Below are 22,411 nucleotides of genomic sequence, written 5' to 3' on the forward strand. Positions count from 1 at the left end.
CTTTTATTACTAAACAATTAATTTATGAAACAAAGACTACTCAAATTTATTTTTGTGTTCATATGCCTGTGCGGAACAGCGTATGCGCAAGATCGAGAGGTTACTGGGAGGGTAACTTCAGCGAGTGATGGAACGCCATTGGCAGGAGTGTCGGTAAGTGTGGTTGGTACTTCTGTAGCAACCCAGACTTCAAGTGACGGTACCTACAACATTTCAGCCAATGCAGATGCATCATTGCGGTTTTCCTATGTAGGTTATCAGAGCCAAACGGTGAAGGTTGCCGGCCGAACCAGTATTAACATGGTGCTGAATGCGGGCGATGAAGCCATCGAAGAAGTATTGGTGACCGCACAGGGTATTGAACGAACAGCCAAATCCATTGGTTATGCAACCCAGAAGGTCGGTGGGGAAGACCTAGTTCAGCGATCGGAAACCAATGTTTTGAATTCATTGCAAGGTAAGGTTGCAGGGGTGACGATCGGAAGTGCTTCTGGTCAGCCAGGTTCTTCGACCAATATCAATATCCGTGGTATTACTTCCTTTGGTGGTAATAACCAACCATTGATTGTTGTCGACGGGATTATTTTCAGTAATGATACCGATAACAGCCAGAATACCTTGTTTGGTTCTCAACCATCCAATCGTTTAAATGATATTCCACCGGACAATATCGAGTCGATCAACATCCTGAAAGGGCCTGCTGCGTCTGCACTATATGGTTCAAGAGCGTCGGCTGGGGTCTTGATGATCACGACCAAATCGGGTAAAGGCTTGGGCGGTAAGACCGAGGTAACCTTAAACTCTTCGATGAACTTCCAAAATGTGGGGTACCTCCCGAAATTTCAGGAGATGTATGGACAGGGTTCACAGAACATCTATAATAATCAATCTACACTTTCATGGGGACCAAGATTTGGAACCCTGGAAGAGGTAATCCAAGGGGGTACAGGATTAACGGTGCCCTATAGAGCGTATCCAAACAATATTAAAGATTTTTATAAAACAGGATCTTTTTATCAAAATTCATTGAACCTTGCTGGGGGCGATGAGAAGTCCAATTTTGTTGCAGGTGTGTCAAGTACCATTCAGAAAGGTATTGTTCCGGAAAGTAAGTACAACAGACATACTGCCAATATCGGTGGGAGCAGGAACTTGGAAAATGGAATTAAGATCAGTGGTACTATCAATTACGCTAAAACTAGCCAGCGCGGAGCGACCATGGGAAATGGTGGTAGTGCTTTTGGACAGATTACCCGTATCCCTATTTCCTATGATCTGCACGGTACACCTATATTAAGCCCTGCTGGTCAAAGACAGTATTTCTTGCCAACGCAAAATAGTCCTTTATGGAGTATACAGAATGAGTTTTTCCAATCCGAAGTAGACCGTGCCTATGGTAACTTGGTTGTGGGCTATGATTTCACAGATTGGTTGAGTGCTTCCTATCGGGTTACTGCTGATACCTATTTTGACCAGAGGTCGCAGATCCAAAGGCCGGGTGCTGCCCGTGCACCACTTGGTACCATCGATGAAGACACGAGGTTCAGAAGTGAACTAAATGGAGATTTGATGATCACGGCCAAAAAAGATGATATTTTTATGGAAGGCCTGGATGCAAACCTGCTTTTAGGTCAAAACATCAATAGTCGTTCTTATCGATATTCAGGGGTAATCGGTAGTTCATTGGCTATTCCAATGTTTGACAATGTGAGCAATGCCTCTGTATTTACTTCGTCTTATGCAGGAAAAACCTTGCGCAGATTGATCGGTTATTATGGTCAGTTGAGCTTAGGATATAATGATTACCTATTCTTGGAATTGACCGGAAGGGCGGATCAATCTTCGACGCTTCCTGAAAAGAACAACACCTATTTTTATCCATCTGCCTCTTTGAGCTTTGTCCCTACAACCGCCTTTGAAAATTTACGAGGAGAAATCTTATCCTATTGGAAAATCAGGGGTAATGTGGCAAGGGTAGGCCGTGATGCCGATCCTTATCTGTTGAGTTCCGTTTATGGTCCAGCAGGATATGGTAACAATACAGCCAATATCACTTTCCCATTATCTGTTGGGGGTAGCAGTATTACAGGGTTTCAGATTGGAAGTACAATAGGGAACCCTGAATTAAAGCCTGAATTCGTGACTTCCTATGAAGTGGGAACTCAATTGGGCTTGTTCAATAATAGAATAGACTTGGATTTTACTTATTTCAGTACCAGAAGTGCGAGCCAAATTTTTGATGTAGCGGTGTCAAATTCATCGGGATACAATTCCTTTACCTCGAATATCGGTGAAATGACAAATAGGGGTATTGAGGTTTTGCTAGGGGGATACCCAGTTCGAAAAGACAATTTTAGCTGGCATATCAACTTCAATTTTACCAAGATCAGAAATAATGTCGTAGCCATTTTTGGCAAGGAGCCAGTCGGCGGTGATGAAGTCACCAGTACGGTAATTCCGGGTATCAATAGTTTTATCGGTATTGCACCATCCATTGCTGAAGGGTATCCTTATGGTGTCATCGTTGGTGCGCAGCATGCCCGTAACGATGCGGGTCAGTTCCTGATCAATCCTGTAACCGGTGGATTTGCGCCTGCAATAGGAAATAGAGTAATCGCCAGTCCGCAAAAGGATTACACCTTAGGATTTACTAACACCATCAATTATAAAGGCTTAAGCTTAATGGCCCTTTTTGATATCCAAAAGGGTGGTCAGATTTTCTCTTTCTCGCAAGTGGATATGCGCAGCGGTGGTATGGTAGATATTACAGCCGTAGACAGGGATAAGCCAAGGATCCTTCCAGGCGTTATCGAAATCAAGGATGCAGATGGAAACGTGACGGGATATAGACCAAATGATATCCAGATATCTTCACAAGCCTATTGGCAGGGCCTAGGCGGTATTGGTTCAGAGGCCGCGGTGTTTGATGCCACCTCTTACCGTTTACGAGAGGTTTCCTTGAATTATACCTTGCCAAACTCCTTATTGCAGAAAACACCATTTGGACAGATATCCGTAGGGGTAAGCGGTAGAAATCTTTGGATGTTTGCACCGGGTTTCCCTGGTGATCCTGAGATGAATACACAAGGTGCCGGTAATGTTCAAGGTATGGACCTGAACGGTGCGCCAACCGCCAGAAATTATGGATTTAATCTAAGAGTTACCTTCTAAAAATTGAACAATGAAAATCATAAAAAATAATATACGGAAAATATCGGTTTTTGTTCTGTCGCTTTCCTTAGTCGGCTGTAGCAATTTCCTTGATGTCAATGATACACCAAATAACCCATTGAAAGTGCCTGCAGCGACTTTGCTGCCGACGGCGCTTGCAGGTACTGCATTTGCCAATTCCAATGAATTGAACAGGTTTGCTTCTACGATCATGAGTGTTACTGCTGGAGCTTCTGGAAGCCCTGCTGGTTGGGATCGCTATATTACGAGCGGCGATGATTTTGGTAACCAATGGTCTTATGAACTGTATGGTGGCGCCATGGTCAACTATCGTAAACTGATCGATGTGGCTAATCAAGATAATGGCCCTGCCTATTCAGGTGTTGCCAAGATCATGTTGGCCCTTACTTTTGCCATGACCACCGATGTCTGGGGCGATGTACCCTATTATGAGGCTTTGATTGGTGATCAGGGTAAAACCACACCGGTGTTAACCCCACAAAAGGATATCTATTTGGGCAATGTTGAAGGTTCCCTAGGAAACCTATTTGACTTGGTTCGCTCCGGTCTTGCAGACCTAGAAAAGGAGAGCCCATTAAGTCCTCGAGTGGATGATATCGTGTATGGCGGAAATATGGAAAGCTGGAAGCGTGCAGGAAACTCCTTGTTGTTGAAATTAGCCATGCAGATCAGTGCTGTAGAGCCGGCACAATCTAAGGCAATCCTGCAGGAGATCATCAGCAAGAATTACTATATCAATAGTAATTCGACAAACCTAGCGGTAAACTTTGGTGGACAGGTTGGAAGTCAGGCTCCCATTTGGACGTTGACCCATAACTCCCTATTCCAAAATGACCTGTTGATCAGTACCCGTTTCGTGACCCTATTGACCGATAAGAAGGATCCACGTCTTGAAAGGTTTGTGACCAAACCTACCGGTGAATATGTGACCCTAGATAATGGTTTTGCGGGTACAGCACCTCCATTCAATGACAGGTCTAAATATAATGTCTATGTAACTGGGCAAAGTGGTGAGGGACCAACCCGTTTGATCACCTATGCACAGACTTCCTTTATCATCGCAGAAGCTATTGTTCGCCATGGGATTGCTGGGGATGCTCAAGCTATGTACCAACAAGGGATTCGTGCATCGATGTCAGATGCTGGGGTAACAGCCGCTGTAATCGACAAGTATTTTGCTGATAATGCAGCTGAAGTGACCTTAACTGGCACGGATGCCCAAAAGATCGAGAAAATCATTACCCAAAAGTATATTTCCCTTTTCTCGAACGGATTGGAGCAATGGAACGATTGGAGAAGGACCGGTTATCCTGTCTTGGCAGAACATCAAAATGCAGCAGGTATTGATGGAACCAGACCGGTGCGCGCAGTTTATATATTTGCAGAACAGCAACGTAATCCGAACTTTCCACAGGGAAGTGATGTGCCAAATTCGAATGTAAAAGTATGGTGGGACGCTAATTAAACTATAATCGATGAAAAATATAATCAATACTATCATAATTGCTCTTTTTGTCACGCTGTTTTCAGCTTGCAAAAAAGAGTATACAGACCTATATAAAGATAATAGACCTGATATTCCGGTTACCTATGAAGGTGCCACAACCTATGGGTTTAACCCTTACATCACGCAGCCGCTTAGCAAGAATGAGATCAGTTTTACGTTGACCATTCCATCAGGGTCTGGCAGGACAATTAAGGAAATTTCTAAGGTGCTGGGTGGAACGACAGCGGTTAATGCTGGAGGGGTGAGAGCGGGAACCTATATTGCTGCTCCCATTCCGGGAAATGGAAATAGGGCGGTCTTCAATACATCCATTGCTGCTTTTAAGGCCAGTAGCGCAGCCAATAGAACATTAGTTGAAAGATTTGAGACAAATGCTACGGCTACTCAATTACAGATTGCTTTTATGTTCCTGTTGAAACTGGACAATGACCAGGAAATTATCCCTGTTCAAGCGCAGGTTTGGTTGACAAAATAATGTATTCTTTACCAAACATAGATTAAAAAGAGAAAGGGGCAACAGATGTTGCCCCTTTCAAATTTCAATGATTTATCCTTATGCTTGGGCAGCTAGGATACTTAGTTCCTGTGCAACACGTCCTGCCATGTCTGCAAATGCCTTTGCCACAGGTTCATCCTGATCTAAGGCAATTGGGAAGCCATTATCTCCAGCATCGGCCACAGATTTGACCAATGGAATCTCCCCTAAAAACGAGACTTGGTTGTCTGCTGCTAGTCGCTTGCCACCGTCTTTTCCAAAAATATAGTATTTGTTGTCCGGAAGTTCCGCAGGTGTAAAGTAGGACATGTTTTCAATAACACCGATGATAGGCACTTTTACGCCTTCCATCTGGTACATGGCCATCCCTTTGATCGCATCAGCCAAGGCTACTTGCTGAGGTGTTGTTACAATCACCGCTCCTGCAATAGGATAACTTTGTGCCGTAGTGATATGGATGTCTCCAGTACCTGGAGGCATGTCCACGATCAGGTAATCCAGTTCTCCCCAATCCGTGTCGCCAAACAATTGTTTGATTGCTGAAGTTGCCATCGGACCTCTCCATGGAATTGGTTGGTTCGGGTCAGTAAAGAATCCAATGGACAGAAGCTTTAACCCATACCTTTCGATAGGAACGATTCTGTTTTTACCATCTGGACCTTGAGAGGACTGCGGTTTTGCACCTTCCACACCAAACATCAATGGTACCGAAGGGCCATAGATATCGGCATCCAATAATCCGGTTTTTGCACCGGTATTTGCTAGGGCCAAGGCCAAGTTTGCTGCGACGGTAGATTTTCCTACGCCACCCTTTCCAGAGGAAACCAAGATAATGTTCTTGATGTTTTTCAATTGAGCGGTATCAACAGCGCGAACCCTCGCCGTCATGTTGATTTCAACTTCTACTTCCTTGGAAACAAATAAGGCAATGGCGTTTCGGCAGGCATGTTCAATATGTCCCTTTAGTGGACAAGCAGGTGTGGTGAGTACCACATCAAATTTTATTTTATTCGGTAATATTTCAATGTTTTCGATCATGTTGAGGGTTACCAAGTCCTTTTTTAGATCTGGTTCTTCCACATGACCTAAAGCATGTAAAATCTGTTCTTTAGTAATCATGGATTTAAATTAATTTAACAAAGCTAAAGAAAGAAGCTCAATATCTTGTCATAATGATGTTTTTAATGATTTTTGCATATTTTTACCATAATCTTCGGTTTTCACATTAATATATGTTAGACGTAAAAAATATCAAGATTCCCGATTTCAGTTTCGTTAAGAAGAGATGGTTCATTATAACTGCAGCAAGCATTTTAGCCGTGTTGTTAATAGGTTTTATATGGGCGATGTCTGTGCGTGGGGATATGCTGAACAAGGCTGTAGCCAAGGTGCAGAAGAAATTGAAGGATGATTATGCATTGAATTTTGAAGTCCAAAAGTATGAATTTGCAGGTCTGACCACCGTAGATTTTCAACAGGTAAAGCTGATTCCAGATAGTGCAGAACAACTGGCCGCAATCGATGAGTTCAAGGTGTCTGTTAAATTATTCCCCCTACTTTCAGGAACGGTACAGCTGGATGAATTAGACCTTAAAAACGCGGATATCACCTTGGTCAAGCATGATAGTACTGCCAATTATGATTTCCTGTTCCGCAAGAAGTCTGAGGTAGACAGTATAAAAGAGGTGACCGAAACCAAGACCCTGGCCGAAACCATTGATAATCTTTTGAAGAGAGCTTTTCAGGCCGTTCCGAATAATTTAAATTTAGAAAATGTAAGTCTTTCCTTTCAAGATTCTTCTTCTACCCAGGTGGTGAAGGTTCCTGAAGGGAAGATAGACGATGGTGACTATGATATCGATGTGTTCCTCAATGAACAGGAAGCAAAATGGAATTTTAAAGGAAATATCAATTCAAGCCGTCAGACGGCCAATGTAACCATATCATCGGATAATAAAGATGCACAGATACCCTTTATTGGGAGACGTTTTGGCTTGAATGTGAGCTTTGATGAACTGAGTTTCCATCTGGATAATGTGGCTCGAAAGGGTAAGGAAAGTTTGGAGATGCTAGGTGGGGTCAGTGCCAAGAATTTAAGGGTGAACCACCATCGACTATCCGAAGAAACCATTGTTTTGCCGGGAGGTTCTGCAGATGGGGGATTCCTTGTCTCTGAAAATACGATCGAATTGGTCCAAGGTACCAAAGTGGAGGTGAAGGATTTTTCCTTTCAGCCAAAACTGAAGTTTACGCGTAATCCGAAGAAGATATTGGAGATGGCCGTGCATACCGGTATGTTCAAGGCCCAAAATTTCTTTGATGCACTTCCAGCGGGATTGTTTGAGAACCTAGATGGTATTCAAGTGGAAGGTGACATACAATATGACATGGATTTCAATGTGGATCTTGACAATCCGGATGAGCTGAAGTTTGCCTCCAAGATCGATGATAAAAACCTAAAGGTCAAGAAATGGGGGAAAGCTGATATTGCTGCCCTAAATGGTCCATTTGTCTATGAGGCCTATGAGGATACCCTTAAGATGAGGGATATAAAATTGGATGTTTCCAATCCTAATTTCACTCCTTTGGATCAGATTGCTCCGATCTTGAAGAAAACAGTGTTGAATACGGAGGATCCGTTTTTCTATAAACATAATGGTTTTGAACTGGAGGCTTTCCAGCTTTCCATCGTGACCAACATCAAGGAGAGAAAATTTAAACGTGGAGCCAGTACAATCTCCATGCAGCTGATCAAGAACCTGTACCTGAACCGGAACAAGACCATGATGCGGAAGTTTGAAGAAATCCTGCTGGTCTGGCTCATGGAGCAATCCAAGCAGGTCAGCAAAGACCGCTTATTGGAAATATACCTGAATATCATCGAATGGGGTAAAAACGTATATGGCATCGCAGAAGCTTCAAAATATTATTTTGGCAAGAAGCCTTCAGAACTGACCATCGGGGAGAGCTTGTACCTGTCTAGCATTATTCCTAGACCGAAAACAGGTCTTTCTTCCTTCGATTATACTGGCCACTTGAAACCTTGGGTGATGAAGCATTTCAATACCTATGGCTATATCATGAATAAAATGAACCAGTTGGAAGGGGAGAACGTTCCTGGAAATTATGGATTCTATCAAGTGGAACTACAGCCTAACCTACGTCCGCCAAGGCCTAAGGGAGTGCCAGATTCCATGATGAACCATGATGATATCAAGGATATGGTAGATGAAATCGATAGGGAAGAGCAGATCCGCAAATCCTTATTGGAGAAACTTTTTGGTAAAGGCAGTTCAGAACAAAACGATTAATCATGAAGAATATTTTTATCGACGATTTGGAATTTGAGCTCATGATTGATTATGAGCAAATCCAGAAAAGGATCCGCCTGATTGGAATTGATATCAACCTGAGGTATGAAGACCAACATCCTGTATTTGTCGGCGTATTGAATGGCTGCTTCATGTTTATGGCAGACCTGATGAAACAGGTGCATATTCCCTGTGAAATGTCTTTCGTGAAGCTGGCATCCTATGCTGGGACCGATCAAGGCGAAATACATGAGCTGATAGGAGTGGGCATGTCTCTAGAAGGCAGGCATATCGTAATCGTGGAGGACGTGGTGGATTCGGGCCGTTCTCTGGTCCATACCATTGAAGCATTGGAGCGATTAGGGGTGGCCAGCATATCCGTTGCGACCTTGCTGTTAAAGCCCGATTGCCTATTGTACTCCTTCGACAATATCATGTATGTGGGCTTTGAAATCGAGAAAGAATTTGTTGTAGGCTACGGATTGGACTATAACGGGCAATGCCGTAACCTTCAAAATATCTATAAAAATATCCCCCGTACCGGCGCTATCTAAAGCTGCATGTGGTTAGGTGATCATTCACCATGCCAACGGCCTGCATATAGGCGTAACAGGTGGTGGACCCAAAGAACTTTATGCCTCGTTTCTTAAGGTCTTTAGCGATGCGGTCTGAAAGCTCCGTCGTTGCGACAGAATCCTTTAATGATTCCAGCTTGTTGATGATAGGTTTCTGGTCTGGAAGAAAGCTATAGAGATAGTTGTAAAAGCTCCCAAATTCCTTTTGGATATCCATAAAAGCTTTTGCGTTATGGATCGTACTGTTTATTTTCAAGCGGTTTCTGATAATGCCGGGATCCTGCAATAGCCTTTCCACATCTTCCTCTGTATATTTCGCTATCTTCTTGTAATCAAAATTGGAGAAAGCCTTTTTGTAACCTTCTCTTTTTCTCAGGATCGTAATCCAGCTAAGACCAGCCTGTGCAGACTCTAAGATCAGGAATTCAAACAATACTTTGTCGTCTTTTACTGGTTTTCCCCACTCTTTGTCATGGTATTCTTGGTACAATTCATCCGTGCCACACCAGCCGCATCTTACAATTTCTTTTTTACTCATATTTTCAATTTCTAAAGCAATTATTTTGTCCTAACTTTACGCCTTTCATGAAGCACATCAACAGATTTTATATGATATGGGTTTTAATTTTTAGCAGCATTTTCTTTGCTCCTAAAAGTTATGGCCAAATATTGCCTGTTGACTCCGTGCTGTTAGTGGATTCCGTTGCTATCAAAGACTCTCTTGCTCGAGTGGCCATCTTTGAGTCCTTGGACAACAACCTTAAAAATAGTCAAATTATTCTTTTTCCTGATAAGGGAATCAATTATTTAAAAGTAGCATATGATTCTACGCTAAAAAGGGGAAATCAAGATCTTTATTTCGGGATTGAAGAAGTTGGGAAGCACCATAAACAGTCTGCCTTGCAGGACGGGATAGAGAAGAGCAATAGGCCCGCATGGGTCCTGTTGATCGTATTCCTTTTGTTCTTGATGTTAGGAGTGCTACGGATTGTATTTCCGGTAGAGCTTAAGATTATAGTCGATGCCTATTACAAAGAGCGGTTATTGCTTCAGGTCAGTAAGGAAGATAACCTAGCGACCTCTTGGCCATATATCTTTTTGTATGCCGTTTTCAGTTTGTCTTTGGGTTTGTTTGTCGTGGTGATCATGTCAAGCTTCGGCGACAAAAATTATCTTACTTTTGAAAACTTCCTGAAAAACTCCGGATTCATTGCTTTGCTGTTTATTGCAAAGATCCTGATCATCCGCTTTGTATCATTTGTATTTCAATTAGAAAAAATTGTAAGGGAATATATTGCAATTCTTTACCTAGTTTATTTTAATAGCATGTTTTTCCTAATGCCCTTTTTGTTGGCTGTAGTGTTTATTCCTGCATATTATTTTCAAACTATCTCAATAATTTACATTTGTATTGTAATTATTTTATTCTCGTATAGGTTTATTAGGACTGCTTTTCACCTGTTCGGTCATTTCAAATTTTCTATTTTTTATTTAATTCTTTATCTTTGCAGTCTCGAATTAGCACCAATTTTGATATTAGTGAGGTCACTAAGTAATTAAGAAAGAGTATATGCAGATTGATGTAGAAAGATCCAAAAAAGTAAAGAGCATTTTAGTTACTTTACCAAAGCCTGAAAACGATAAATCTCCCTACTTCACACTAGCCGAGAAGTATAATTTAAAATTAGACTTCAGAGGGTTCATCCATGTTGAAGGCGTCTCTGCAAAAGATGTCAGAAAAGAGAAGGTTAATTTTGCAGATTTTTCTGCAGTCATTTTCACCAGTAAAAATGCAGTAGATCATTTCTTTAGGGTATGTGAGGAAATGCGATTTGAAGTTTCTGCGGAACTTAAATATTTCTGTATTTCTGAAACCATTGCCTTGTACCTTCAGAAATACATTCAATATCGTAAGCGCAAGATTTTCTTCGGAAAGCAAACCGCACAGGATCTTGAGGATGTCCTGAAAAAGCACAACAAAGAGAAATTCCTATTTCCTTGTTCAGACGTTGCAAATGAGGAAACTCAACGCTGGTTGCAAGAGAATGGATATGATTTCACACCAGCTGTGCTGTTCAGAACAGTGATATCGGACATCAAGGACTTGAAAGATGTGTTTTACGATATCATCGTGTTCTTCAGTCCTTCCAGTGTACAGTCCTTGTATGAAAACTTCCCTGATTTTGTACAGAACAACACCCGTGTCGCTGCATTTGGCGCTACTACTCAACAGGCATTATTGGAACATGGCTTGATCCTGGATATTCCAGCACCGACACCGAATGCTCCAAGTATGACAATGGCCATTGAGCAGTACATCAAACAAGTTAATAAGTAGGCAATCGCCCAAAATAATATTTAGGCTGTCCTGAGAAGGATAGCCTTTTTTTATGGTTTCCCGTAATGGGTCAAGAATCCTTCTATCTATCCCAGCTATTTGATCGTAAACCGATTATCAAGAAACACTTACAAATTTGATGTTTATCATTTTTTGATAAATATATTCTCCCTACATTACCAAAAAATAGTCATAAATATTCCCTTCATCTGGGTTGGGTATATTTATTGTAGAAATATTTTTTTTATGTTTGCATTAACTCAAAAATGGGAATATTGTGAAATTAAAACCTGTTAATAGTATATCTGGAATAGCTCCTAAAGACTTTGTTAGGGACTATCTGAATAAGAGTCAGCCTGTTATCATCAAGGACTTTATCAGTAAGGATAGCCCTTGTTGGAATAAGTGGAGCTACGACTATTTCAAGGAAATAGCGGGTAACGAAAAAATCGACGTTTATGGTCGGGAAGAGGAGTCACAAAACCATGCAGCAAGTCCTCCGGTTGGAAAGATGACCTTTGGAGAGTACTTGGATATGATCCGTAAAGAACCTACTGAGCTTCGTCTATTCTTGTTTAACCTTATGAAAATAAGACCTGAACTGAAAAAAGACGTCATATTCAATGATGTTACAGGTGGCAAGGTAATCCAGTGGTTACCCTATATGTTCTTCGGTGGTGAAGGTTCTGCAACCAGGAACCACTTTGATATTGACATGTCCCATGTATTCATCTCGCAATTCCAAGGTGCAAAGCGTATCTGGTTATTCCCGAACAACCAGTCTGACCTTATGTATAAATTGCCTTATAATTTCCATAGCATTGCCAACCTGAAAAAGAGCGACGTAAAAGATTATCCAGGCTTAGAATTTTTAGATGGTTATGAAGCGGTAATCAATCCAGGTGAGACCTTGTACATGCCCGCTGGATGGTGGCATTATATCCAATATGAAACTGAGGGATATTCCATCTCTGTCCGCGCTTTGGCGAATTCATTGAGCGAGAAACTGAAGGGTGCGAGAAACCTTTTCGTAACACGCCACTTTGATGACACCATGCGTAAGATCTTTAAAGATAAATGGCTTGATTATAAAATCGACACAGCAACCAAAAGAGCGAACAAAGCCATCAGAAAATATAAGAAATAAGCGAATAGCTATAAAAAGAGAAGGGTTCCAATCATTGATTGGAACCCTTCTCTTTTTAATTAAACAAACTATGGTGTTTCAAATCCATATTTCTTATAGATCGCTTTTGCTTCATCAGACTTCATGAAATCAACAAAATCTTTTGCTGCTTGGGATCTTGGAGCGTTCTTCATCTCGGCGATCATGTATGTTGCTTTGATATTCTGGTCATTTGGTATTTCAACCATCTCTACAGGATGATCTAATAGCTTTTGATATACGACCTCCGAATACCAAACAGGAGCAGCATCAACCTCTTTGTAAAGGATTTTCATAGGGCTTTCCCTGTGGTGAATCTTGGTTAGGTAAGTTGAGCCATCAGCTACTTTATCCTTCATGATGGTTTTCTCCAATTGGTCGCCCCCCAACTTTTTATAAACTGAAACAATCTGTCTTCCTATACCTTCCCATGCAGGGTTAGGCATGGCAATCTTCACATCTTTCTTAGCTAGATCTTGGACCGTTTTTACAGCTTTAGGATTTCCTTGAGGAACCATGATCGCTAATTTATTGTAAGCATAGACTTCTGTTCTAGAGAAGTGACTTTGCATGCTGTCGATCCTGTTTTTGCCAGCTGCATAAACATCGGGTTTATGGGTAATCCTCATATTTCCTATGGTAATCGATCCACCTTCTATTTGTTTGGCCAAGATGCCCGGAGGCAAGGTTTCCACAAAGATCCTTTCATATTTGGGATGTTTCTTTTTGAAGGCGTCCAATAGATCATCCATGACCATAAATTGGTTTCCTGCAAAAAACACAACCAACTGTGGGTCAACAATATCACCAAACAGATCCGGAACATTGTCAATACCTGGAACAGTGAAATCAACTGCCGACTTTGGCGGCGTATTCCATGGTGGATCATATTGAAAAGGGTCTTGGGCAAATGCTTTGTTCATCAACAATATAACAGCAAGTAATAATATTCGTTTTAAATTCTTCATATATTCAATATTTCTACAATGGATTAAGGTGTATTATGGTTTTACGATTACCCAACCTTCTGAAGCACGGATGACCAATTCACCATTGCCACTCGGTACATAGCCGATAAAATCATATAACTGTTCTTTTTTCAGTTTTCTCTCCTGCAGAGAGTTTGTGCACTGAGCCACCGTAACTCCTTTATCGATCAGTTCTTTCAATGCTTCTTCATAGCCTGAGTCTTTTAACATCACTTCAGTACCGCCAGAGAAAGTTATCAACTCCACTTCAATCTTGTCCTTTAACCGTGGGTCATTCAAGACGTTTTTGATGTTCCTAAAGGCCTTTTTAACAACATCAGGATTGTTGCTGTCTAATTGATAGATGGCTTTATAGTGTTTATTGTGGGTTTCCGCGCCAACAAACTTGGCGTTTTCAATCAATTTGTTGTCAATTGATTTGCTTTGTGCCTTTACTAGGCTGCTAGTCATTAAAAATAGACTGCAAATAATAATTATATTTCTCATGCTTTTTAAAAATTAAAAGGTCCGTATTTATGTTGTTCTTCAGGTATTTTATCAGCGAAAGGTGGATAAGGGCTGTCCTTAGGTTTCTTGCTCAGATCAGGATAGTCGTTTTCTTTATTCGCTTTCGAAGGCCTTTCAAAGGAGTTGATGAAGGCCGCTACATCATATGCTTCCTCATCTGACAGGATAGGGGCGTCAGCACTTGCTCCCAAAGGCATATTGCCCTTGATGAATTTAGCTGCGGTCAGCATTCTACCCATACCTGCACCATCATTGAAGGAGTCGGAACCCCAAAGTGGAGGATATAAATAACCTTCCTCTGGTTCATCAGCTTTTTTAGGTAATCCCAGACCGTTAGCTTGGTGGCAGCTTACACATTGTGTCTTGAATACCGATTCCCCATGTTGTAGATCAGCCTTGCGGTCAGGAGTCTCTAGCTTCACGAAGCCTTGACCTTCTATCCTGCCTCCAACTTTAACATCTTTACTCAAGTGTTTAATATAACTCACGATGGCAATCATTTCCTTGCTCTCTAAGGGCAGTTTCTTGCCGTTCATGCTCCTTTCAAAGCAGCCATTGATTCTTTCCTCTATTGTTGCAACTTTGCCCTCACGGCCGCTATAAATAGGGAATAAGGCGCTTAAGCCGATGTAGGGGGCTGCATATTCCTTTGTTCCGCCATTAAGGTGACAGCTACCACAGGCAAGGTTATTGCCTGAGAACACATCGCCATACTTGTTGTTGGGACCAAGGTATTTGGGCGTTTCTTTGATTAGCTTTTCCCCATAGGCCGCCATTTTCCCTTCCTCAGAATCAGGATAGGGCGCCATTTTAAATTCTTTGATCAGGTTCACGGAATTGGTCGCCACGCTATCCTGCTTTTTGTCAGCAGCTAGTTTGGCCTTAAATATATTGGTGTTGAACCCCAATGCTTGCATGAGGACAACGAATACGATGAAAATAAATAAGCCTGCCACGATTTTGGTCTGTTTGGCAATCTTATTTACTTCCTTGAGAAGGTTTTGTGGTTTGTTTAAATCGTTTTCCATATGAACAAACTTAAGCTTGTTAATGGAGTAGCTAAAACGGTAAAATGTTATGGGCTATAACTTCAGGTTATCTTACTTTGTAAGTGATTGATTGATAAAGCGTATAAACTGTTTTGGAAGCCCTGACAGCTCCCCGTGAAGATGAACTAAATATAACTCTCTGTTGATTTCGAAGCCCTCAACTTCTATTTGTTTTAGAATTCCATTCTCCAATTCATTCTGAACGGCGTATTTGGATAGAATCCCAATGGCATTACTATATCGTATATATTGTTTAATTGATTCTGAACTCGACATCTGTACCCGATTCACCAGATCTCTGGCATTGATGTCATTTTCACTAAACTTCTGGAATACGATGTCATTCGTTCCAGAGCCAGGCTCCCTGAAGATAAATTCCTGTTTTTTGAGCTCATCCAAGCAGATTGGCGATTGCTTAAATAGGGGATGGGTGGTTCTAGCGACCCAAATCAACTGGTCGTCCAGGATCTTGTTGTATTTCAGGGATTGGTCTTCAGCTATACCTTCCACAAAGCCCAATCCTATCTTCCTTTCATAGAGCCAGCGATCCACCTGAGCCGTATTGCCCGTAAACAGCTTGATATTGATCAGCGGGTTCTGTTCAGAAAACTTGGCAATTAGCTTCGGTAAGATATATTGAGCAAGGGTTGTGCTTGCTCCAATAACCAAATTTCCACGGATTTGATTGTTGAGCAGCCCTAGTTTATAATCAGCCAATTCATATTCATGGATGATGACTTTCACCGATTCCATTAAGGTAGCACCAGCCTCAGTCAACAGGATTCTGCTGCCATTACGCAAAAATAGCGCCTGACCAATGGTATTCTCCAGTTCTTGAATGTGTTTGGAAACTGCAGGTTGACTGATATTTAGTTCTCTAGATGCTTTGGTAAAGCTTAAATCCCTCGCGGCATGATAAAAAACCTTGATTCTAAAATTGACTTCTAACATGGATATTCTTGCAAAATAAAGTTTTACCCCACCTAAGCTTCCTCTTCGGCCTTTTCTGCAACACTGTACTTATAAAACAAAGTGTACGGGTCTGAAGGGTAAACTACAGCATCTGGATTATGTTTGAATGGTATCTCAGGATTGAACAGTTCCTCTAATGTTTCTTTCAAGAAACCTATAAATACCTTCTTCTGATCCTCCAAGATCAGGTCTTCAAAAACCAAACTACCACTTCTGTTCCTAAATAAGGTGCCATCTTCCCGCATACGTCTTGCAACATATAGATGTGGCTCCAATCCTTTCAGTCCTGAAACCTGTTCATAGACATAAGCGTAAAATAAGGTCTGCAATAAGGCTTTGTTTTCGGTGTTTTCGGCAAATACTTTATCCAAATTACCAAAAATAACTTGATCTGCCCCAGTTTTATAGTCCACAATCCGAAGTTTATGCTGTCCATTCTTCGTAATCACCTCATCCACACGGTCAATGATCCCATATAGATTGATCCTCTCAGGGGTTCCATCGATGTTGATCTCAAAGTCCAAATGGTAATCCACATCATTTTCCAACTCCACGATCTTGATCGATTCATATTGTTCCATATCATATTGCAGGTACATCTTGATGTATTCAGAAGATATTTTATGCATGATACGCTGCAAACTGTTCAAGTCTTCCAAGGCATGTAATTCCGATTCATATTGCCTGCCTATTTCCTGAATTACGACTGTGTCCACATTTTCAAGCGCTTTCTCCAATTCCGAAGTAGGAACAAAATCTTTATGGTCTAAAATAGCCGTTAGCAGATGTTCCATACAGTTATGGATGACCGTCCCCAGTTTATTCATTTCAAATTCCTGAGATATGCTCGGTGGTTCTTTGATCTCAGCCACATATTTCAGGAAAAACTGCAGCGGCGACATCAGGTAAGTAGTAAATGCCGATGCTGAAAGCGGTTTCTTTTTTATGATATAGCTCTCATAAAGCTTGTTCCAAATAGCTCCTTTTTTCTCGATGACCAATTCCTGAGGTTGATTTGGAAACAATAAAGGTTGTTGTTGGATATGGTTGATGAAATTAAACTTAGTTTCAAACATCAACTGCTTGATGAACCTACTTTCCTCGCCCGTACTGCTTTCATCCACGATTCCGTTGTAGAATAGGTGTATATCATCGCTGTATTGGAAATGTCTATAAAATAAATAAGCAGAAAGAGCATCCTGGTTTTCTAAGACCGGAAGTCCGTATGCCTTCCTTAAGTTATTCGGCAGAAAGGTGGGAGAGCTTGAGGTTTTCGGGAGAATTCCTTCATTGACCCCTAAAACATACACATGGTCAAAATTCAAACATCTGCTTTCAAGAAGACCCATGATCTGTAATCCAAGAAGCTGATCCCCTTCAATCGCTGAATTGATCGGAGATAATGCTTTCTTGATCAAACCAACTTGGAATAGGACGCTCAAGTTGCCCAGCTTTTCAAAACCCAGGTGCATCTGATTCAATACCTTTTTGGTTTCGATCAAAAGATTGGATTCGATCAGTTTAGTCCTTCCTTCCAAGGCTAGACTGCTCAACAGATCGTCGATAATATGGATCATTTGAGGGATAAGCTCTTCCGGATTATTTAATTTCCTGAAGAAATGTGGAAGCGCTGAACTACTTACGTCAATCTCAGCAATTGGAATTTCAAAAAGCTGCCTCTTGGCTGAATCCCGCTGTATATCTTGCCTCTGTTTTCTACTAACCTTGGTCATCGGATGGCTCAGGAAGGTCTCCAATAGCTGGTAGGGTATTTTTTCCTTTTTCTGTTGAGTGATCAATACTTGCACCTCTGCCCATAGATCCAGCAATCCATAGATTGCTGATTGGATCAAGGGATAACCCGTGGTAATATTGATGTCCATAATGGGTAGACTTTGCAGCAAGGGCACCAACAGACTTTCATCTGCCAATAGAATAGCGGCCGTTTCCTTTTTGAAATCTATGTCTTTTAATGCCAGAACATCATGCAGCAATTTAGCCTCACTGTTTTTTCCAAGGCTTTTGTATAGGTTGACATCCGTATTCCGGTTGGCAATAAGATTTGGAGACTCTCCCAATGCATTGACTAGGCCGGTATTAAATAAGTTCCGACGAAGGAATAAACCTGCTTCCTGAATTTTATCATCCAGATAATGCGCATCCGCATCGAAGTAAAACAAGGCCAAGCCCTCTTCTTGCCACTTTTTGAATAATTGTGCTTCAGCTCTGTTCAAGGCATTGAATCCTACAAAAAGGACCTTCTTGTGCTCTTTGATAAAGTCTTGGTTCTCGGCTTTACCTTCGGCCAATTCCCGATATAGAATAGGGTAGTTGGTCTGCTTCTCGTTTTTTAATTTCTCCTGAAATGCTTTATACAGTTTTGGTAATCGCTTCCATAGGGCCAAAAAACGCTGCTGAACGACCGTATGGCCTTTCATGCTAAAGGATTTCCAAAACTGCTTGATGAAAGACTGTTGCTCTTCCGTGAAATGTTGGAAATGAAGGTCTATTTCGGTGCTGTCAAACAACTCCATATAGATCTGGTCAACCGGTACCAAATCATAATCGATCTGCCCAAAATCACTTAAGATGATCTCCGCAATTGGGTAGAACTCCTCCAGTGTCTCCGGATCACGACCTTCCTTGGTCAATAATTCGTTGTGCAGTTCAAAAAGATAGAAGAACTGACTTAATGCCGTTGCCTGCAGATTGCTGCTTGATTGGGCAAAAAACTCTTGAATGGTAAAGAACTGTGGTGACCAAATGGCCTTTCCATATACATCTACCAAATGTTTTTTCAGATAGGTAATAGGCCTCTTGTTATTGAATACAATGGCAATATCTGATATATCTTGGCCAAACTTAGCCTGAATGTCTTCTGCAACGAGTCTTAAAAATGCTTTTTCCATGTTCTTTCCTTATTTCACCTCCACTAATTCTTTCGACTTAGCGTAGTATAGATAGCCTTTGATATGGCCGTAACCTACATTGCTCAATGCATTCATATATCTTCCTACCTGCGTTTTATGATTGATATAATCTCCTTGTGTAAATTTAAAGTCCAATACGATGGTTTCCTGATCATTGGTAAACACCTTGTCTGGTCTTTGTGTACTGCCATCCTCCAGGATGATGCTTGATTCATTCCACACCTTATAATCACCCGTCAACCATTGGTTAATGATTGGATGGTTCCAGATCTGCTGTATTTCTTCCAAGAGAAGATCCTTCTCTTCCCTGGCCAAAATACCTTCCTCAATATATTGGTTTACCAGTTTGTCGATTTCCGATTCATCCTTTACCAGCGAGACGATCTCATGCGCCAATACTCCATATTGTGCAGCCTTTTCCATCATCAAAATGGTGTTGATATTCCTTGAGGTCGATTTTTCCAAAGCGGTTTCTAGAGCTAAAGATTGTGGATAATCCTTCAGTTCAATTTTTATGCTCGCTTCAGTTTCCTTCTTCTTGTTTGACTGCTCTGAGGCTAATGGCTCATCCAAAAGGATAAATTCATTGTTCTCTAATCGGAATGGAGAATTGCTGGCAGTTAGCACCTGAATCAAAAGGTCTGAAATAAAATCATTCTTGACCTCAGAACCCAATATCTCACCAGTTTTCTTGTCAACCTCATCCTTAAATTGTGGTGCAGTAATATAGAGATGGCTTTTTGCCCTTGTGGTTGCTACATAAAAAGTGTTTAGGGCATCCATATAGTTAAACAGCATCTCTTCAAAATATTGTTTGTAAAAGATCGACTTACCTAAGGTTTGGGTATATTTTACAGGAATTTTTCCGAGTTCTGAAAAGGGAGAATCCATTACATCGATCCAAAAATCACCATTGGTCAGACCATCCAATTTCCAGGAAGAGAATGGAATCATCACCACCTCATAGGCCAATCCCTTAGATTTATGAATCGTGCTGACCTCTATCGCATCGACCTTGCCACTCGATGGCAGTACAGCCCTTTCGCCATCTTCATCCCAATATTCCAGGAACTGTATGATTCCACGTTCCCCTTGTGTGGAGAAAGCTGTAGCGATATCCTTGAAGGCTAAAAGGTATGGTAAATGAATACTTCCTTCATTCCCTAATTGATAAACATCGATCAGTTTTTCTACCAGATGGACCAATGGCATTTTCTGCAATTGACTCCATGAGTCTATCAATGTAAGCGGAAGAACATCCGACAGTTCCTTGATATTGTTGTCCTTGAACTTCAGCCATACCGATTCCTCGAAGTTGGATTTACCCTGCGCCAATTGGAAAAGATAAGCCATGTTGGCAAGGTGTAAAACGTGTTTCTCCGATTGAAAAACCAATGACCTTAAGGTTTCAATGATCAGATTGACGGCATGGTTCGATATTAGACTTAGGGCGTCTCCAGAGATGACCTCAAAGTTCAGGTTCTCGGTGTTCTTGAAGCGCATCAGTTCTTGGATGACCAATTTTGCCTGCGCATTGCTCCTGACCAGAATCCCAATATCCGCTGGCTTATATTTTCCAGTCCTGATCCATTCGGCAATCTTGGAACAAAGGGCCTCTACCGAAGCCTCCATCACTTGATTGTTCCGCGCTCGACCATCACTGACTGGGAAAAAGGAGATTTCAATATTTCCCATGGGTTTGCCGGTCTGAAGCTTACTTTCAGGGATCAGTTGCCTGCTGTTTTGATAAGCTTTTTCAAGTAAGCTATTGTTGCCCGTAGCATTCCACCAAGTCATGCCTTCCTCGCCCAAGCTTTCGCCAACTTTCTCGTTCAAAACTTGCTGCAATAGACTAGGGATCTTTTCGTATAGGTAGTTATTGAAATTAATGATATTCGGAAGGCTGCGGAAATTAGTGTCCAAGGTTCCGTTATCAATAAATTCATTTATCTGATTTTCGTTCAGGTGGAAATTCTGCGAAACCTGCTGGTCGATCTGTTGCAAAAGGATTCGCCAGTCCCCATTTCGCCAACGGTAAATACTCTGTTTCACATCGCCTACCACTAGATGCTCAGCAATCTTGCCCGTAGCATCAGCAAGGGCATTTAAGAGCAATGGGCTATAGTTTTTCCATTGTATTCTTGAAGTGTCCTGAAACTCATCAAACAGGAAGTAATTGTATCGGTTGCCAATCTTTTCCCAGATAAAGGTCGGGTCACTGTGTTCATCCAAGCCCAATTTGTTCAATAGTATCTGTGCATCCGAGATCAATTGTGCAGAGTTTTCCTTTCTCCATTGACTCAGCAGGTCACTCATTTCTTTGAGCAACCTCAGGAAATACAGGTTGGTCTGTACGGCTTGATAAGCAATATAATTTGCAAAATGCTGCTGTAAGGATAGGATGGCATCCAATGCTGGACGGATGCCCTGCATATATTCATACCTAACCTCCTTTTTGTCGTCGATATAATGCTCTTCATTATCCAACAAAACCAAAAACTTGTCAAATATCTTTTCCTGGATATCAGAGGTAGAAATCTTTTTGGGGTCTATGTTGATCTTGCTGGCTGCTACCAGTTTGTTCCTGGACTTTCCCTTCATTTCTGAATCATCAACGCCCAATCGGCGATATTCAGCTTTGAAAGTTTCAATCCCTTGAACCAAGGCATCCAAAAAGGCATTGGTCTTTTCATCAATTTCTTTGTTGAGCAGGTTGAATATCCTGTCTGTATCAGCAGAAATCATAAAACTGTCAAACTCCTGGAAGTTCTCCGAGAAAATCAACCCTGCCAAACCCATTAACTGCTGTCGGTAATTCCAGTTCTCATTCTTCCCGATCTTCTGTTCGGCATAATTGATGATCCATTCCAACAGGTCCGGTCTTTCATCCAACAGTTGGTTCAGCATAACGGTCAGGTCACGCTTCACTTTGTTGGTGTTCATCTCGATGGCATAGCCAGAATCGAGGTTCAGTTCGTAGGTAAAACTACGGATCACCTTTTGCGAAAAACCATCAATGGTACTTACCGAGAAATGGCTGTAATCATGCAGAATCCTCCTGTAGATCCGATTGGCTTTTTCCTGAATGCTTACAGGGTCCCACTGTGTATTCTGCTGCAATAATTGCTGTCTGTACTGCTCAATGTCATCTGCTGTACTGCCGATTGCCAAGCCATGAAGGACTGACATAATACGGCCTTTCATTTCGGCCGTGGCCTTGTTGGTGAAGGTAACGGCAAGGATTTCCCGATAGCTGCTTTCTTTTGATAGCAACAGGGTCAGGTAATGTACGGTGAGAGAAAATGTTTTTCCAGATCCAGCGGAAGCTTTTACAATCCTTAAAGGAGCAATTCTTTGCATAAGATGTCAATGGTTTGAAG

16 protein-coding genes are annotated in these 22,411 nt (G+C 41.5%); 8 read left to right on the plus strand and 8 right to left on the minus strand.

The genetic code is table 11. The annotated features are described in order from the left end of the window. Nucleotides 1-24 precede the first annotated feature (24 nt). From NLF99_RS13965 to NLF99_RS13975, 3 genes are read left to right on the plus strand one after another with little or no spacing between them, the layout of a single operon-like run. Nucleotides 25-3,171: a SusC/RagA family TonB-linked outer membrane protein gene (locus tag NLF99_RS13965; RefSeq protein WP_254529026.1), complete on the plus strand. Its 3,147-nt coding sequence runs from the start codon at nucleotides 25-27 to the stop codon at nucleotides 3,169-3,171. 10 nt (nucleotides 3,172-3,181) lie between these two features. Beyond that, the gene (locus NLF99_RS13970; protein WP_254529027.1) at nucleotides 3,182-4,657 is read left to right on the plus strand and encodes a SusD/RagB family nutrient-binding outer membrane lipoprotein; all 1,476 of its coding nucleotides are present in this window, start codon (nucleotides 3,182-3,184) and stop codon (nucleotides 4,655-4,657) included. Between the two features lie 10 nt (nucleotides 4,658-4,667). Next, nucleotides 4,668-5,174 carry a hypothetical protein gene (locus NLF99_RS13975; protein ID WP_254529028.1) on the plus strand — a complete coding sequence of 169 codons (507 nt, stop codon included), beginning with the start codon at nucleotides 4,668-4,670 and terminating at the stop codon, nucleotides 5,172-5,174. A gap of 78 nt (nucleotides 5,175-5,252) precedes the next feature. On the opposite strand, the gene NLF99_RS13980 is transcribed toward NLF99_RS13975, so the two are convergent. Further along, complete coding sequence (locus tag NLF99_RS13980; protein ID WP_254529029.1) at nucleotides 5,253-6,314, minus strand: Mrp/NBP35 family ATP-binding protein; 1,062 nt, start codon at nucleotides 6,312-6,314, stop codon at nucleotides 5,253-5,255. Between the two features lie 113 nt (nucleotides 6,315-6,427). On the opposite strand from NLF99_RS13980, the gene NLF99_RS13985 reads away from it, so the two are divergent. Further along, nucleotides 6,428-8,506, plus strand: coding sequence for a transglycosylase domain-containing protein (locus NLF99_RS13985; RefSeq protein WP_254529031.1), 2,079 nt, complete (start codon nucleotides 6,428-6,430; stop codon nucleotides 8,504-8,506). A gap of 2 nt (nucleotides 8,507-8,508) precedes the next feature. Further along, complete coding sequence (locus NLF99_RS13990) at nucleotides 8,509-9,060, plus strand: phosphoribosyltransferase (protein WP_185213930.1); 552 nt, start codon at nucleotides 8,509-8,511, stop codon at nucleotides 9,058-9,060. Here NLF99_RS13990 and NLF99_RS13995 read toward each other — a convergent pair. Then, on the minus strand, nucleotides 9,053-9,619 hold the full coding sequence (locus tag NLF99_RS13995; RefSeq protein ID WP_254529033.1) for a DNA-3-methyladenine glycosylase I: 567 nt from the start codon (nucleotides 9,617-9,619) through the stop codon (nucleotides 9,053-9,055). The two genes, NLF99_RS13990 and NLF99_RS13995, sit on opposite strands and share 8 nt — an antisense overlap. Nucleotides 9,620-9,690: 71 nt before the next feature. Between NLF99_RS13995 and NLF99_RS14000 the strand changes: the two genes are divergently transcribed. The 3 genes from NLF99_RS14000 (at nucleotide 9,691) to NLF99_RS14010 (ending at nucleotide 12,566) form a co-directional block, all read left to right on the plus strand. Beyond that, nucleotides 9,691-10,641, plus strand: coding sequence for a DUF4271 domain-containing protein (locus NLF99_RS14000; protein ID WP_185213932.1), 951 nt, complete (start codon nucleotides 9,691-9,693; stop codon nucleotides 10,639-10,641). Nucleotides 10,642-10,651: 10 nt separating this feature from the next. Beyond that, nucleotides 10,652-11,419, plus strand: coding sequence for a uroporphyrinogen-III synthase (locus NLF99_RS14005; RefSeq protein WP_254529035.1), 768 nt, complete (start codon nucleotides 10,652-10,654; stop codon nucleotides 11,417-11,419). A 277-nt stretch (nucleotides 11,420-11,696) separates the two neighbouring features. Beyond that, the gene (locus tag NLF99_RS14010) at nucleotides 11,697-12,566 is read left to right on the plus strand and encodes a cupin-like domain-containing protein (protein WP_093101040.1); all 870 of its coding nucleotides are present in this window, start codon (nucleotides 11,697-11,699) and stop codon (nucleotides 12,564-12,566) included. Between the two features lie 68 nt (nucleotides 12,567-12,634). Here the strand turns inward: NLF99_RS14010 and NLF99_RS14015 are convergent, their stop codons facing one another. From NLF99_RS14015 to NLF99_RS14040, 6 genes are all read right to left on the minus strand, one after another. Continuing rightward, nucleotides 12,635-13,552, minus strand: a complete 918-nt coding sequence (locus NLF99_RS14015) for a substrate-binding domain-containing protein (protein ID WP_254529037.1) — start codon at nucleotides 13,550-13,552, stop codon at nucleotides 12,635-12,637. Between the two features lie 33 nt (nucleotides 13,553-13,585). After that, nucleotides 13,586-14,059 (minus strand): DsrE family protein, encoded by a 474-nt coding sequence (locus tag NLF99_RS14020; protein ID WP_185213935.1) that lies wholly within the window; start codon nucleotides 14,057-14,059, stop codon nucleotides 13,586-13,588. Between the two features lie 5 nt (nucleotides 14,060-14,064). Continuing rightward, on the minus strand, nucleotides 14,065-15,108 hold the full coding sequence (locus tag NLF99_RS14025; protein ID WP_254529039.1) for a c-type cytochrome: 1,044 nt from the start codon (nucleotides 15,106-15,108) through the stop codon (nucleotides 14,065-14,067). 72 nt (nucleotides 15,109-15,180) lie between these two features. Then, a complete protein-coding gene (locus tag NLF99_RS14030; protein ID WP_185213937.1) occupies nucleotides 15,181-16,080 on the minus strand; it encodes a LysR substrate-binding domain-containing protein in 900 nt (299 codons plus the stop codon). Between the two features lie 32 nt (nucleotides 16,081-16,112). After that, nucleotides 16,113-19,010: a PD-(D/E)XK nuclease family protein gene (locus NLF99_RS14035; protein WP_254529041.1), complete on the minus strand. Its 2,898-nt coding sequence runs from the start codon at nucleotides 19,008-19,010 to the stop codon at nucleotides 16,113-16,115. Between the two features lie 9 nt (nucleotides 19,011-19,019). After that, nucleotides 19,020-22,391, minus strand: a complete 3,372-nt coding sequence (locus NLF99_RS14040; RefSeq protein WP_254529043.1) for an exodeoxyribonuclease V subunit beta — start codon at nucleotides 22,389-22,391, stop codon at nucleotides 19,020-19,022. Nucleotides 22,392-22,411: the final 20 nt, after the last annotated feature.

It is taken from the genome of Sphingobacterium sp. LZ11T8 (genome assembly GCF_024261425.1).
GTDB lineage: Bacteria > Bacteroidota > Bacteroidia > Sphingobacteriales > Sphingobacteriaceae > Sphingobacterium.